We start from the raw sequence: 14,474 nt of genomic DNA, 5'->3' as shown, positions 1-14,474 counted from the left end.
TTGAAGTTGATAGGAATAAGAATAACTATAAAAGCTAATGGAGGAGATAAAGTGGATGTAATAAAAAGAGCCTGGTTATATGTAACTAGAAAGAAAGGAAAAAGCTTAATAATGATGTTTGTATTACTAGCAGTAGCCACTTCAGTATTAAGTGGTATAGCAGTAAAAAAAGCAGCTAAAATATCAAATGAAAATTCTAGCAAGGATTTAGCTAATTTCTTTAATCTAAGAAGTCAAAATTTTGAAAATAGGGGAAGGCATCTTTCAAGGAAAGATCTAGAAGAGGTATTAAAAGTTAAAGAAATTAAGTCATATAATGCTACAATATCTGGGGCAGGTGGGAACATAGATGGGCTAAGGAAGGTAAAGCCATCCAAAGAGATACCATATAATTATGAAGGGGTAGAAAATACATTTGCTTTAGATGGCAATGATTATTCAGAATCAGATTTGAAGTTCACTAGTAGCATGATTAAATTAGTTGAAGGAAGACACATAATTACTGAAGATAAAAATAAAGTATTAATTCATAAAAGCTTAGCAGAACTTAATAATTTAAAAATAGGTGATAAATTAACTGTTAAAAGATCGTCTATAGATTATAATGTGGTTCATGGTAAAGGAAAAGAAGAAATGACCCTTGAAATTGTAGGGGTATTCGAAAGTGGAAGTAATGAAGATAGCGTGGGAAGTTCATTAGAAATAATAGAAAATAACTTATTAACTGATAATAAATCTATAGAAGAGTTTTATGGATTTGGGGAAAATGACAAGATATTTGATAAGGCAAGTTTTTATGCTGATAAAGATTCTGATTTAGATTCTGTTATAACTAAGGTGAAGAAATTACCTCTAAAGTGGGAGAACTTTAGGATAGAGAAAGGTAATGAGGTGTTTATGGCGTTATCTAAGTCCTTTGAAAAGATGGATAGCATTGTAAATATGGTGTTAATAGGAAGTATAATAATTAGTGCTATTGTTCTATCATTAATATTGACCTTTTGGATTCAAGGAAGAATTCATGAAACAGGAATACTATTATCTCTTGGGGTTTCAAAGTTTAAAATAATAGCACAATATATAATTGAAATATTGATGATTAGTGTATTAGCCTTTAGTATATCATATTTTTCAGGACAGATGATATCTCAAAAGGTTGGAGATTCAATAATAGAAAAGGCTGCAAATGAAACAGAGCAAAGTATAAAATATGGCGCTGGAATACCTCTTGGAAATGACCCTGAAAGTAATATGCTTACCCATACAACAAAGGATATAGAAGTTAAAATATCACCAGATGAGATGATATATGTATGGCTTATAGGATCTGGTATTATAATTGCTTCAGTATTTATATCTTCAGCTTCTATAATAAGATTAAAACCAAAAGAAATTTTATCTAAAATGAGTTAGGAGTGATATATATGTCGATTTTAGAGTTAAATAAAATTAATTATTCATATAACAATAAGAAAAATGTATTAAGGGATATAAATATAAAGTTTGAAGAGGGTAAATTTTATACGATATTGGGGATTTCAGGGGCAGGTAAAAGTACATTACTATCTTTATTAGCAGGGTTGGATGAGCCACAAAAGGGGGAAGTTTTATTTAAAGGTAATGATATAAAAGAAAGGGGATATGAATATCATAGAAAAAATAATATATCCTTAGTTTTTCAAAATTATAACTTAATAGATTACCTAACACCCCTAGAAAATATAAGGATAGTAAATCCTAAAGCTAGGGAAAAGGAGCTAGAAGCACTTGGACTAAAAGAGGAAGAAATAAATAGAAATGTACTTCAATTATCAGGAGGACAACAGCAACGTGTTGCAATTGCAAGGGCATTAGTTTCAGATGCACCTATAGTACTTGCAGATGAACCAACTGGAAATTTAGATAGCGATACAGCAGATGATATTATAAGGATATTAAAGACGAGTGCACATAATTATGGTAAATGTGTAATTGTTGTAACCCATAGTAAGGATATGGCTAAGGAAGCTGATGTAGTTTTAAGGTTAAAAGATAAGAAGTTAGTAGAAATTTAAATTAATAAGGGGTGGATAATTATGAAAAAGAATAATAAGGAAAGTAACCAAGTTATAAGCATATTATTATATGTTATTGCTTTTATTACAGCAGTATATACATTATTTACCATATATGCTTCACATGAATATATATCAAACTTAATAAGTACACAGGGATTAGTGGTAAGTGAACAGCTAGTAAATGTTATATCCTATTATATTAATGCATCTATGCCATATATATTTTATACTATAGCTACTTGGGGAATAGGGTATATAATATATAAGTTAGATAATATAAAAGTATATGAAGGAAATAAAGAAGATAAGGTAGTAAGGGGTTTTATTGACCCGAAAAGGGCTGAGCAGGATTTAGATTCATTTGCAAATACATTAAAAGTTAATAAAAATAATATAGAATAGTATTATTAATATAGTGGAGAAGTATTAAAAGAAGATATTCTTTTAATACTTCCTAACCTTTTGACCTTGTAGATTAAAGAGTTAGTTATTTTATATTTGTATGTTTTAATATTAAAGTTTTAGTAATTTAATCTTGAAGCTTATTATTGCCTAGCAACATAATATAGGGTAATTTACTTATATATAATGGGGAGAGATATAATTAGGGTGATATTTGTCATGGTAATGGAACCTTAAATAGTTGTCACCCTTATTAACAACTATGGTTAAAGCAATAGCTGATATTGATAACCAAAATGTTGTAGTGGTTATTTTATTAAGGATAACCAGGTTTTGGACACAATATGTAATTCATAAATAGTATTCACTATCCATTTATATTAAATAAAAGTGTCCCCTGGGGACACCTTTATTATTTGAAACTTTTAAGTAAATCTTTAAATATGGTAGAGGTAATTATAGCATTTTCAAGGTCTACTTTTATATCATCAGTAAAGTTAAGTTTTTTATCACTCATATATCTACTTTGTCGAGAAACTAAAAGAATAGCTTTTTTAGAATTATCGATAAGTTGTTTTAACTTTATATTTTCAGTCAATTCTTCAAGGTTTTCTTTAGGAGCATTAGCCTTTAGTTCTTTGATTTCGTTTTCGAGTTTTTTCTTCTCTTCATTAATGTTAATAAAGTTGTTTTTTATTTCTTCAATTTTCATAGAATATTTATTATCAAGTTCCTTTGTTAGTTCAACCCTTAATTGACCTCCAATTTGTGAGATTATTTCACCTTTTTCAAAATTAGATTTCATTAACTTTTCTTTCATTTCAGCATTAGAGGTCATTAAGTAACTTTTCATTTTAAGTTCTTCTTCCTTTAAAAGTTCAACGTTTTTCAATTCTTTCTTTAATGATAATGCTTCTTCTTTAGAAATAGGAATATTATTTTTAATGATGCTCAATATACCTTTTTGGCTTTCTTCACTTAATGTTGAAAACTCACTAGCGTTCGCAGTTGATAGATTACCTTGCTCAAGCAATTCTTTAAGTTCGGGAATAAGCTTATTATTAATTCTTTCGTATCTTCCAACCTGTGTTGGCGATAACTTTAAATCATTAGAGATTACATCTCTAATTTTTCCTATTTTTTCACCGTTAGCTTTTTTAGCTTTATAAAGTTCCGATAATCTTTCAACCTGTTTAAGCTTTTCATTTTCGGATAATTCTCTAGTTTGTGCATTTGCCTGAATAAGTACTATTTCAGCATCTACATCATTAAGAGAGATTACTTTACAAGGAACATTAATAAATTGAGTATTTCCTTCTGTAACTAATCTAGTTAATGCAGTAAATCTTCTTTCACCACTAATTATTTCATATGTTCCATTCTTTGTAGGTCTTACAACTAAATTATGATTAAGTCCATTAATTCTAATATCTTCTGATAAATCATCTATATCTATAATTTCATAGAAGTTCTTTTCGCTTCTTTGAATTTTATTTATATCTATATATTCTAACTTGAAGCTTTCTTTGGCTTCAAGTTCAGTAACTTTCTTAACATTTTTAGATATTCCATTTAACATACCTTCACTTATTGAAAATTTATTAGCCATATTAGAATACCTCCTTACATAATTCTTTATAATTTTGACTTGCCTTAGCTTTGCTTGATGAGAATACAACAGGGCTTTCATTAAATGTACTTTCTACCACTTTAATGTTTTGTTTAATAGTAGCCTTGAACATTTTATCTCTTAATAGTTCTTTAAGGCTTTGTTTAATTACTTTATTTACAGTAGTAGCACTATCCATTGTTATAAAACAACCTTTGAACTCTAGCTTTGGATTAAGTTCCTCTCTGATTTCATCAATACTATCTAATAAGTATTCAAGCCCATCAAGAGCGAATTTATCTATTTTTATAGGAACTATAACTTCATCAGTGGCACATAGAGCATTAACAGTTATCATATTAAGAGCAGGAGGGCAATCTAAAATACAGTAGTCATATCCTTCAACATTTTTAAGTGCTTTTGAAAGTCTATTTTGTTGACTTTTGCTAACATCAAGAAGTATCTTTCTTTCAGCAAATGCAAGTGATACATTAGATGGGATAATATCAATATTATCAAAGTCGGTAGATTTGATAACTTTTTTAATGTCTAAGTCCTTTTCAAGTAAAATATCAGATATTGTCAAATCATCCATACTATATGCCTTAAATAGCTTTGTAAGGTTACTTTGAGGGTCAAGGTCTATTAACAATACCTTCTTACCTTCTTGGCTTAATACAGCCCCTAAATTAGCAGTTGATGTTGTTTTAGCTACGCCACCTTTTATATTAAATACGCTTACATTTTTCATAATAAAATTCCTTCTTTCTTATATTTATAGTTATGTAAAATAATTAATGTTGTTTTATTTAGATGTCCCTTTTAGGGACACCTAAAGACTATTTAGTTAATAATAAATAACAAGTTATTAAGTTAATAATTAAGGTTAGTGAAGATGTTGCAAGTAGTAGTTTCTCAGTTAATTTCATATATACAACTCCCTTCTGAATATGGTATTATATAAGAAGAAGATTTGAGGAATGGAAGGGGTGTAAGCCCTTCCAAATTCTACTTGTTTAGAACGAGTAATAGATTTAAGATTGCTATTAATAGGTTCACCAAAACTGTTATTAATTGTATTAAATCATTACTAGAAGTAGTTCCTTTTGTCTTCTTCTTTTTTTTCTTCACATTATCACCCCCTTTACAGGTTAATTAATATTAATCACTTCCTTTCAATATCTTTTTTAAACGCTTGGACATATCGTGTAGTTCTTGTTACCATTTCACCTTTTATATTTATAAGTTCGCTATGCCCTTTACTAGAATATAATAATGTAAATCCTTCAAGTTCCTTTACTTCATTAATTTTCATATCTCCAAACAAATCAATTCTGAATTGACTTTTATGTCTGATTTTATTATCAAGTGGGGATAAAAAAATTCTATAAGCTTTCATACAATCAAATCCTTTCAATTAAATTACAAAACTTTCGGTCAGCACCTTGTGTTGAAGTTTTTTTGTTGAGCCCAAGACTACATATCCTAAACCGATTGTCAAAAGCCGGAGGCATATAAAAAAGTTTTTAGCTGCATACCAATGGATATGCTGATAAAAACTTTTTTATGGTTTTGACAAGTAAGGTTGGATATGATAGGCTAGTGCCTCAAAAAAACACATTTATATTGAAAGTGCAGAGCATCTTTCTTCCTAATTGGATAAGCGTAGCGTGAAGCCCATCGGTTACATGAAATTAGGAAAATAGGTATTAGTTGAATGATTTTAAGAGAGGGTGGACTAGATGAAGTTTACTTAAAGCTTACTTAAACATATATATATGAATTATTAGTTTTAGGCGATTAAGTAACTATATTAAAGGAGATATAATTTTATATTATTTAGGTTAGATTCGGGAAATATCTTTACTATAGTGAATATTTATTGAAAAGGATAATATTAAGAAATATATTTGGGTTGTCGGGGAACTTCAATCAAGAGAGTAGTAAATGGAACAATGAAGTTTTCATATTGTAAATACGATATGGAGTTATATTTGAAATAGATAAGAATATAATTAAGGAAGTATATGGAAAAGTTAAACTTAATTAGTGGGGTTAGATTATTTTTATAGTGCTGGAGTGAAAAAGGAAGAATTTTTAAAGGTGATAATTATATGAATTTATTTATTTTTTCAAAGTACCAAGTATTAAGATAATAAATTATTATCTTAATACTGGTTTTTTAGCAATACGTAGGGAACTTGAGTTGGATAAACACTATCTTTTATCAAATAATACAGCGACCTTCCCGTTCCCGACTATTAATATATTACCTTTATAATTTATGTTATTTAGGTATATCTTTTCGTTCGGAACTAGCTTTGCAAAGACTGTGAGCTTCCCATCGTCATCTAATATAAGAATTGAGGTATCAGGTTCATCCTTTAATTCGATTGATACATTATATCCATAAAATGTATCAAGGGGATATATTCCCTGTGTATATATATCTGATATTGGGGTGACATATGCATTAACCTTATGTGGGATAACTAACAATGTTATTAAAATTGTATAGAATATAAACTTTTTCATCATTTCAACTCCTAATTAATTTAATAGGCCTAACCTTACGATTAAGATATTTTAAGAACTATGTTAATAAATTGCTCCAACTTATATGGGGGAGTGCTTGAAAATCCAATAGTAATTATGGTCTGTTTTTGGTTTGCCATCATTATCAAATAACAGCGTGCATTTATTTAGATAAGATTAGGCTTATTATTGTAATAATTTATTTTACTGTCTTTTCCTCAGTTTTTAAAGAAGTGAGTACGAATGGTGTATATAGTATGGCTGAAAGTATTAAGTTAAATAAACCAAGTATAGCGCCACTTAGGCTACCTGTAGCAAGAAACCCGGATAATATTGGTGGTGTGGTCCATGGTATAGATTGAACAACAACCGGTGAAACTAATTCAATTGATATAGCAAAATAAGAATTTGTAGATAAAGTTACAGGAACTAGAATAAACGGAATTACCATTACGGGGTTTAATACTATTGGAACACCAAATATTACAGGTTCATTAATATTAAATATTCCAGGTCCGATAGAAAGTGTAGTAATAGCCCCATACCTATTTCTTGATCTTTTACCTGCTATAAGCATTGCTATAATTAACCCTAAAGTTGTTCCTGCACCGCCAATCCATACAAATGCATAGAAAAATGGGCCATTTACTATATGTAATCCACTTGTAGTACCTTGTGCTGATAATTCCATGTTTTCAGCAGCTAATGCAGTTAATATTGGAACGAATATCCCATCTGTTACATTTGTACCATGTATCCCGAATGACCATAAGGTACAAACAATAAGTGGAATTATAATTGCAGATCCGAGTGAATCAGAAACTGATTGGATAGGTGCCTGTATTAAGGAGGTAATTAAATCTGCTATGTACTGTCCTGTTAAACTTCTTAGTATTATTCCAAGGGTAACTAATATAATTATAGTTAAATTGTCTTAAAGCTCCTAGAAACTGCTGGGGGGACCATTTCTGGCAACCTAACTTCGAGCCATTTTACTCCACTTAGGTATCTTAGTAATTCAATTGTTATTAATGCAATAATTATTCCGGTAAATAATGTAGTTGCCCCAAAGTTATTTGCAGCTAATCCACCCTTTACAGAGATGGCTTCTGTAGCACCTTCCGGTTTATATAGCAGGGTTTGTTTAGATACAGCTAAGAAAACAGCAGCGGCTATTAAACCACCTTCGAAACCATTTTTATCATAACTGTGCCACAGGGCCTGAGCCACCGCTATACATGTAAATAGTGCCATAAATGCAAATGCACCCCATGATATGTTTTGGCATAGTTCATATATTTGTTTGCCAAAGGAGTTATTTGTCAGGAAACCCTTTATAAGATTTAATGGAACATTGGTAATTAAGGTAGCAAGGGAGGCAACAATTGTAAGAGCAATGATTGTTAGAAAGCCATCACTAATAGCCATTAGGTGTCTTTGCTGTCCCACCTTGTTTGCGATAGGTAGTACTTTTCCCTCAATAAATGTTATTAACTTATTCATTTGTGTATCATCCCCTCATATTACTATTTAATAAATTTAAACCTTTTACCATGAACTATATAATCTAATAGTGGTAAATAGTTTTCGTCAACGTATCCTATAATATTTCGCTTGTTATCAATCTTTAGTGGTTCTTTGGTTATAAGGATTTCACCCTTATAGTTTAAGTAATGATTATTGTTAATTAAAATTGTATCTTTTTTAACGAGACCATTACCTTCATTTGTAATTCCTATTGATGTATTCTTATATGTAGTCCTGCCTTTTGAAACACGTATTACCTTAGGGCTACTATCAAATCTATCCTGTAGGATTTCTCCATCAAATAATCCATCAATTAAACCAAGGTTATCAGGTAGGTTAAACTTTAGGGATATTATGTCCTTATCAACTTTACTTAGCTCTTCTAGATCCTTATCAGAAGCAAAGGCATTTCCTATAATAACATCATCAATACCTAATGCAAACAGTTCTTGTGCCTGAACTAGTGGTTCTAGTGACCTATGGTCTTCTAAAGTTACTAGTCCATCATTTGTTGGCCAGGGACCTTGGTCCCCCCGGAATTAGAATTTATAAATGCTGCAACTTTTAGTCCTAGGTCATTATGTCTATTAATACTCGAAATAAGGAAGCTCTTTTAGAGGCCGGTATACTGTTGGGGGTAAAAGTTATGACATGCAACCAGGTTACCTCTTTTACATCCAAAATCAATTATATTGTTTATATAGGATGTATTAAACGAGGCATTTACTTCTACTTCAAGATTGAACCTATTATATGTCATTATTGCCTCATGGATACCATTGAATATCCCATCAAGCCTAATGCCTGTAGCTCCTAAATCAACAAAGAATTCTAAGTTAGTTGGGTCAATATCAATGTTTTTAAGTACTTGAGGGTTAATATCAATAAAAACACGCATACCTAGGGCCTTTGCATAATTTAGAACCTCCTTATAACATTCCATTTGGTTTAATGCTAAGTTTTTTTCTTTAGAAAGCTCAAGTATTGATGTAAATATCCTATCAAAACCGAGTGTATTTGCGCTTCTTATATAGTTTATTGTATCCTCCTTTGAACTAATTAGTGGATAAATACTAATTCCTAATCCCATTACGTTCCTCCTAAAATATAAAGTTAACTTTAACATTGTTTCACAACATATATTATTTACTTAAAGGTTTGCTTTATACATTGAATTTAACTAATGGATATTAATGGATATTATTATATAAGCATTAAAAATAATAGAATAATATAAGAAAGGCATGAGTAAGGTTAATCCTATAAAATATACAAAAACGAAATAAGGTAGGTAGGTTATGATGTTGGGTATATTTTTAATGAATAATTAATATAAATAGTAATATATTTATTAGAGGAGAAAAGTATGTTTAGAAGTAATAAATGTAATGACTATTACTATAGTGAGAATTCACCGAATTACTTGATTGAATATAGGGGTAACTTTAAGGAGGAGATAGATAAAATAGATTATGCTTGTGGGGATGTAATAACAGAAAGATTAGGTGTGGTATCCATTTCTAATGAGAATGTGAATAGGCTTATTAATGATGTACCTAGCATAGTTTTTTTTGAACCTAGGAGCCAATATGTATTGCAGGATGTATCGCCTACTAATATCGATGAAATTTATAAAGTAAAAGAGAATCCATATTTAAACCTTACTGGCAGGGGGATACTGGTTGGACTAGTAGATACTGGAATAGATTATTTAAACGAAGAATTTATGAGAGAAGATGGAACAACAAGAATTTTAAGTATATGGGACCAGACAATTATTGCTGAAAAAGGTAAGTCGGTGTACATTGGTGATATATTTACTGGTGAGGACATTGGTAGGGCTATAGATATATCAAAGAATGGTGGTGATCCATATTCGGTAGTGCCTACAAAGGATGATGTAGGACATGGGACAAAGATGGCTAGCATTATTGGAGCGAGAGGATTTAACAAAGATATAAAGGGTATAGCACCGGATTGCGAATTTGTGGTAGTGAAGGCACTTGAGTCCCTAAGTTATAAAAAAATAATGAGGGAAAATGGGTTAGAGGTAAAGCCGGTGTATAATGCGTCGGAGATCTTGGCTGGGATAGAATATTTGAAGAGGTATGCACTAATATTAGAAAAGCCGATAGTAATTTGTCTTGGGGTGGGAACTACAGAAGGTAGCCATGATGGGAATAACCTGGTGTCTAGGTATATAACTGATATTGGGCGGATGAGAGGTATTATCACAGTGGTTGGCACTGGGAACCAGGGTGCAGCAGAGGGGCATGCATCTGGGTATATTAAAGATACAGGTGATATTAAAACAATTGAGTTAAATATACCTAAAAGGATGGCAGAGTTATCATTTACCGTATGGGCACGTAGACCTAATAAAATGGCTATAAATGTAATATCCCCCACAGGGGAATCTTCTGGATTTATCCCACCTAAAATAAGGGGAATGGAAGAGAGGAAGTTTGTTTTTACAAATACAGTTTTAAAGATATATCACTTTATACCAGAACACTTCACTGGCAACCAATCTATAATTATAGGACTAATAAATCTGAGTCCTGGAATATGGAAGATACAATTAAGGGGGGATTATATAGTTAATGGGAGGTATGACATATGGTTACCAGCGAAAGAGATATTGCCGGAGGGAACCGTTTTTTTGGAACCAGACCCCAATATTACATTAACAATACCTTCAACAGCTAGGAAGGTTGTAACAGTTGCCTACTATAATAGCGAGAAGGGTTCTGGGAGTGTCGAATCAGGTAGAGGATTTAATACAAATAACTTGGTAAGTCCAGATATTACAACGTCTGGGATAAATATATTAACAACAAAGCCATATGGAGGGGTTACAACCTTTTCAGGGAGTTCAGCAGCTACAGCGGTAGCTAGTGGGGTATGTTGCCTATTACTACAGTGGGGAATAACTGATAAAAATGATTTAACTATGTATTCTGTAACGCTAAGGTCATATCTTATGTATGGGGCAAAACGACGTAGGGAATTTATCTATCCAAATAGGGAGGTTGGCTATGGGCTACTAGATTTATTAGGGGTTTTCAACTTTATAGGTGGGCTATATGAACAGTTGAGTAGGAGTAATAATAACCGATATAATGAATATTATACTGGTGGGTTATTTATAAGAATACCTATTGTGGAGGGGGAGGTAAAAGGTGGAAAAGGGTAATGCTACTGAAAATATCTTTATGGATGGGGAATACAAGCATTATATGGCCCAATACCAGGGTGATATTGTGGGTGATGTATCAAAGGTGCCGGGGTATTTTGTAACAATGGTAGATGAAAGGTATGCAATAATATCAACCAAGTCAGATTTAGATTTAGAGAATAACTACGGGATATTTCCATCGGTAATATTTGTTGCTTTCCCAGTCTATTATACATTGCAGGATATAAATACTATATCTAAGGAAAAGGCAAAAGAGGTAATATTAGAACATCCATTAAAGTTAAGTGGAGAGGGAACTATGGTAGCAGTTGTTGGTACTGGAATTGATTATTTGTCGGATACATTTATGGATGAAGATGGTATGACTAGAATTGAGGGGATTTGGGACCAAACTATATCATCGGGTGGGGATAATAATCATGCTAACATAGCATATGGTAGCTTTTATACAATGGATAAGGTAAATGAGGCAATTAATATCCATAGAAATGGTGGAGACCCATATAGCATAGTTCCAAGTAAGGATGATAGTGGATATGGAACAAGTATGGCATCAATAATAGGTGGGGATAATAAAAGGTTAAATTTCAGGGGGATATCACCAAGATGTACTTTCATAGCTATAAAGTTGATAGAGGCTCAGAACTTGAAGATGAAATATAACATAGGTGTTCCTATATATAATCTAACATCCATAATTATATCACTGAAGTTTTTGTATGAATATTCTCTTGAAAAAGGAAAACCATTAGTAATATATTTCCCATTGGAAACAAATGCAGGTAACCACAAGGGGGATGGGTTACTTGAGGAGTATATAGAATCAATAGCAATGAGTAGGGGAATTGTAGTAGTCACTGGAACCGGGAATGAGGGAGCTAATGGTGGACATACATCTGGGGTAATAACCAGTGAGGGGGAAATGAAGACTATACAATTGGACGTAGATAAGCAACAGAAGTATCTTGAAACAGAAATATGGGTCGATGTTCCAAATGTAATGACATTGGAGGTTATTTCCCCATCCGGTGAAAGTACAGGCAAGAGTCCTACATTATTAAAGATTTCGGGAAGTTATAATTATATTTTTGAAAAAACAAAAGTTACAATAAAGTACTACATGCCTGAGTTGACCTCTGGGGATGAACTAATACGAGTAGTTTTTCATGATATAGTTCCTGGAATATGGCAATTTAGGTTGACTGGTAGATTAATTGTAGATGGTACCTTCAATGCCTGGCTACCTCAGAGGGGAATTACCCTTGGTGAAACAAGATTTAGACCATTTGATCCATATGGAACTAGTACTAACCCATCAAATTCTGTATATTTGATATCAGTAGCAGCTTACAATCAAATGAATAATAATATAGTAAACTTTTCAGGTGTAGCAGGTTTGAATGATTACATGGATAGGATTGATGTGGCAGCACCTGGGGTTAATGTTTTGGCAGTAACAATCAATAATGAATTTACATCGATAAGTGGAACAGAGGTATCGGCAGCAATTGTTGCTGGTGTTTGTGCCTTGTTATTTGAGTGGGGAATAACGGATGGAAATAATCGTTACCTTTTTGCACAAACACTTAAGGCATATATTGATAGGGGTACATATCGAAGGAAGGGGGATATATATCCAAATCCTCAGTGGGGTTATGGGATATTGGATATATTTGAAATGTTTAGGAATATGACATGACCTATATGTGTAATATTTACGCGTTGTAGTATATTAGGGATAAACATGTATAGTTAGCATATAAATGACTATAGGAAACCAGAAATATTAGAACTAGAAGGATAGCAGTAGCTTGGTTTATATTAGTCTGATAATATTGTATTCATATATATATAGTATATTCTAGTTTTAATAAACATAAATAGAGAAGGTAGTAATCGAAATCTACCTCCTCTATAGTTAAGACTGTTAATACCCTTGAATAAATTAATATACGAGTATTCATTAGTAATGTTGGTACTTGGGGAGGTATAAGAATACGTCATGCTTTTTAAGTTTGTAGCAGTTTTGTGTAACTATATATAACTATTATATTAAAAATGCTCTAAGTTGTTCATATTTAAGATTAAATACTTAATTATTAAGATGTGCTATTATACTGGTTCTGGATATTAAAGTTAAATCTTGTAAAGATAGAAAAGGTACCTTTATATTAGGGTACCTTTTCTATGTCTTTAAATAGTTTAATTATAAGCATATATTTAATTAGATAAATATATATAAAATAGGGACATCTATGAATTAATAAATATAGTGATATATTGTAGATATACGGTATAACAAATTCCCTAGGTTAACATGGTATAATTTATATCCCCCCTCTCCATAGACCATGAAGATTACAGTAAGAATATACAGCGATAGGAATATCAGAATCACTTAATAAAAATTGAACAATAGGTTCTTCGTTTGGCTTTAAGTTGTATCTCTGACTTCCCCTTTGTGTTTTAAGGTATACCCATTCAATGCTATGCTCACTTTGCATTGGATGGGAAACTGAACCTATGTTCACAGTAAGGATATTATTTGAAAGTTCAACTATTGGTAAGTGCTTTTCCTCTGCCCCATCGGTGGTATCTGCAACTAATCTAGTAAGTTTTTTACCGCAGCAACTGTAGTCTGATTTGTTACCACAGATTTCTTCAATGATTACGTTACACTTTTTACAATAGAAAAGGTCTGGGTCATTATTATTCATATTAAAATCCTCCTATAAATAGATATTATTAAAGTTTAGTATTAGTATAATATAAATAAATAATACTATGTACATGTCTCCTATTAGGCATGAAAAGTCCACTATGGATAATACTGGGTACTGGTACCTATGGAAGTTTCATTTCTAATATAACTAAAGGTATTTAAAGGTTTTTAAGAAGTGTTATGACTATTAAATGGTATGGGGGAAAGGGTGAATTGGGGTTAATAGCAGTTTTAAGTTGTGCGACCTGGGGAGGGGAAGATTTATGGGAGGCTTATCTTGTATCGGGATGTGTAACAATGGGACAAGGAGGTAGTTAGTTAACGAAATTAATAAAGTTGATGATGGTTACTTTACAGGTATAGTAGGGGTAATATAAAAAGTTGAAGATATGATTATTACTTATAATCATATCTTTAATTTGT

General features: G+C 31.6%; 15 protein-coding genes. 6 read left to right on the top strand and 9 right to left on the bottom strand.

Annotated features, from left to right (window positions below):
- Positions 1-6: 6 nt before the first annotated feature.
- From ACSYT2_RS13390 to ACSYT2_RS13380, 3 genes are read left to right on the top strand one after another with little or no spacing between them, the layout of a single operon-like run.
- Entirely contained in the window at positions 7-1,413 is a 1,407-nt protein-coding gene (locus ACSYT2_RS13390) for an ABC transporter permease (protein ID WP_438384958.1), read from the top strand.
- Between the two features lie 11 nt (positions 1,414-1,424).
- Positions 1,425-2,054, top strand: coding sequence for an ABC transporter ATP-binding protein (locus ACSYT2_RS13385; protein WP_438384957.1), 630 nt, complete (start codon positions 1,425-1,427; stop codon positions 2,052-2,054).
- 21 nt (positions 2,055-2,075) lie between these two features.
- Positions 2,076-2,459 carry a hypothetical protein gene (locus ACSYT2_RS13380; RefSeq protein ID WP_438384956.1) on the top strand — a complete coding sequence of 128 codons (384 nt, stop codon included), beginning with the start codon at positions 2,076-2,078 and terminating at the stop codon, positions 2,457-2,459.
- 412 nt (positions 2,460-2,871) lie between these two features.
- Here the strand turns inward: ACSYT2_RS13380 and ACSYT2_RS13375 are convergent, their stop codons facing one another.
- The 8 genes from ACSYT2_RS13375 to ACSYT2_RS13340 form a co-directional block, all read right to left on the bottom strand.
- Positions 2,872-4,068, bottom strand: a complete 1,197-nt coding sequence (locus tag ACSYT2_RS13375; protein ID WP_438384955.1) for a ParB/RepB/Spo0J family partition protein — start codon at positions 4,066-4,068, stop codon at positions 2,872-2,874.
- Between the two features lies 1 nt (position 4,069).
- A complete protein-coding gene (locus ACSYT2_RS13370) occupies positions 4,070-4,819 on the bottom strand; it encodes a ParA family protein (RefSeq protein ID WP_438384954.1) in 750 nt (249 codons plus the stop codon).
- Between the two features lie 414 nt (positions 4,820-5,233).
- Positions 5,234-5,467 (bottom strand): hypothetical protein, encoded by a 234-nt coding sequence (locus tag ACSYT2_RS13365; RefSeq protein WP_438384953.1) that lies wholly within the window; start codon positions 5,465-5,467, stop codon positions 5,234-5,236.
- 818 nt (positions 5,468-6,285) lie between these two features.
- Positions 6,286-6,603 carry a hypothetical protein gene (locus tag ACSYT2_RS13360; protein WP_438384952.1) on the bottom strand — a complete coding sequence of 106 codons (318 nt, stop codon included), beginning with the start codon at positions 6,601-6,603 and terminating at the stop codon, positions 6,286-6,288.
- A gap of 199 nt (positions 6,604-6,802) precedes the next feature.
- On the bottom strand, positions 6,803-7,471 hold the full coding sequence (locus ACSYT2_RS13355) for a PTS transporter subunit EIIC (protein ID WP_438385022.1): 669 nt from the start codon (positions 7,469-7,471) through the stop codon (positions 6,803-6,805).
- A 56-nt stretch (positions 7,472-7,527) separates the two neighbouring features.
- Positions 7,528-8,106 (bottom strand): PTS transporter subunit EIIC, encoded by a 579-nt coding sequence (locus ACSYT2_RS13350; RefSeq protein ID WP_438384951.1) that lies wholly within the window; start codon positions 8,104-8,106, stop codon positions 7,528-7,530.
- Positions 8,107-8,129: 23 nt separating this feature from the next.
- A complete protein-coding gene (locus ACSYT2_RS13345) occupies positions 8,130-8,483 on the bottom strand; it encodes a phospho-sugar glycosidase domain-containing protein (protein ID WP_438385021.1) in 354 nt (117 codons plus the stop codon).
- Between the two features lie 260 nt (positions 8,484-8,743).
- Positions 8,744-9,220, bottom strand: a complete 477-nt coding sequence (locus ACSYT2_RS13340; protein ID WP_438384950.1) for a MupG family TIM beta-alpha barrel fold protein — start codon at positions 9,218-9,220, stop codon at positions 8,744-8,746.
- Between the two features lie 276 nt (positions 9,221-9,496).
- On the opposite strand from ACSYT2_RS13340, the gene ACSYT2_RS13335 reads away from it, so the two are divergent.
- Both ACSYT2_RS13335 and ACSYT2_RS13330 read left to right on the top strand, forming a co-directional pair.
- Complete coding sequence (locus tag ACSYT2_RS13335) at positions 9,497-11,326, top strand: S8 family peptidase (RefSeq protein WP_438384948.1); 1,830 nt, start codon at positions 9,497-9,499, stop codon at positions 11,324-11,326.
- Positions 11,313-13,028: a S8 family peptidase gene (locus ACSYT2_RS13330; protein ID WP_438384947.1), complete on the top strand. Its 1,716-nt coding sequence runs from the start codon at positions 11,313-11,315 to the stop codon at positions 13,026-13,028. Before ACSYT2_RS13335 ends, ACSYT2_RS13330 begins: the two co-directional genes overlap by 14 nt.
- A gap of 628 nt (positions 13,029-13,656) precedes the next feature.
- Here ACSYT2_RS13330 and ACSYT2_RS13325 read toward each other — a convergent pair.
- A complete protein-coding gene (locus ACSYT2_RS13325; protein WP_438384946.1) occupies positions 13,657-14,046 on the bottom strand; it encodes a desulfoferrodoxin family protein in 390 nt (129 codons plus the stop codon).
- A 185-nt stretch (positions 14,047-14,231) separates the two neighbouring features.
- On the opposite strand from ACSYT2_RS13325, the gene ACSYT2_RS13320 reads away from it, so the two are divergent.
- The gene (locus tag ACSYT2_RS13320; RefSeq protein ID WP_438384945.1) at positions 14,232-14,369 is read left to right on the top strand and encodes a hypothetical protein; all 138 of its coding nucleotides are present in this window, start codon (positions 14,232-14,234) and stop codon (positions 14,367-14,369) included.
- Positions 14,370-14,474 lie beyond the last annotated feature (105 nt).

This window comes from Clostridium zhoujianii, from assembly GCF_051590805.1.
GTDB lineage: Bacteria > Bacillota > Clostridia > Clostridiales > Clostridiaceae > Clostridium.
Note: the sequence above shows the minus strand (reverse complement) of the source record. Positions and strands in the feature narration are given on the sequence as shown.

Coding starts and splice junctions, on each gene's coding strand:
- ACSYT2_RS13385 (WP_438384957.1), top strand. CDS start 1,425: ATGTCGATTTTAGAGTTAAATAAAATTAATTATTCATATAACAATAAG.
- ACSYT2_RS13340 (WP_438384950.1), bottom strand. CDS start 9,220: ATGGGATTAGGAATTAGTATTTATCCACTAATTAGTTCAAAGGAGGAT.
- ACSYT2_RS13375 (WP_438384955.1), bottom strand. CDS start 4,068: ATGGCTAATAAATTTTCAATAAGTGAAGGTATGTTAAATGGAATATCT.
- ACSYT2_RS13350 (WP_438384951.1), bottom strand. CDS start 8,106: ATGAATAAGTTAATAACATTTATTGAGGGAAAAGTACTACCTATCGCA.
- ACSYT2_RS13365 (WP_438384953.1), bottom strand. CDS start 5,467: ATGAAAGCTTATAGAATTTTTTTATCCCCACTTGATAATAAAATCAGA.
- ACSYT2_RS13325 (WP_438384946.1), bottom strand. CDS start 14,046: ATGAATAATAATGACCCAGACCTTTTCTATTGTAAAAAGTGTAACGTA.
- ACSYT2_RS13370 (WP_438384954.1), bottom strand. CDS start 4,819: ATGAAAAATGTAAGCGTATTTAATATAAAAGGTGGCGTAGCTAAAACA.
- ACSYT2_RS13380 (WP_438384956.1), top strand. CDS start 2,076: ATGAAAAAGAATAATAAGGAAAGTAACCAAGTTATAAGCATATTATTA.
- ACSYT2_RS13320 (WP_438384945.1), top strand. CDS start 14,232: ATGACTATTAAATGGTATGGGGGAAAGGGTGAATTGGGGTTAATAGCA.
- ACSYT2_RS13360 (WP_438384952.1), bottom strand. CDS start 6,603: ATGAAAAAGTTTATATTCTATACAATTTTAATAACATTGTTAGTTATC.
- ACSYT2_RS13335 (WP_438384948.1), top strand. CDS start 9,497: ATGTTTAGAAGTAATAAATGTAATGACTATTACTATAGTGAGAATTCA.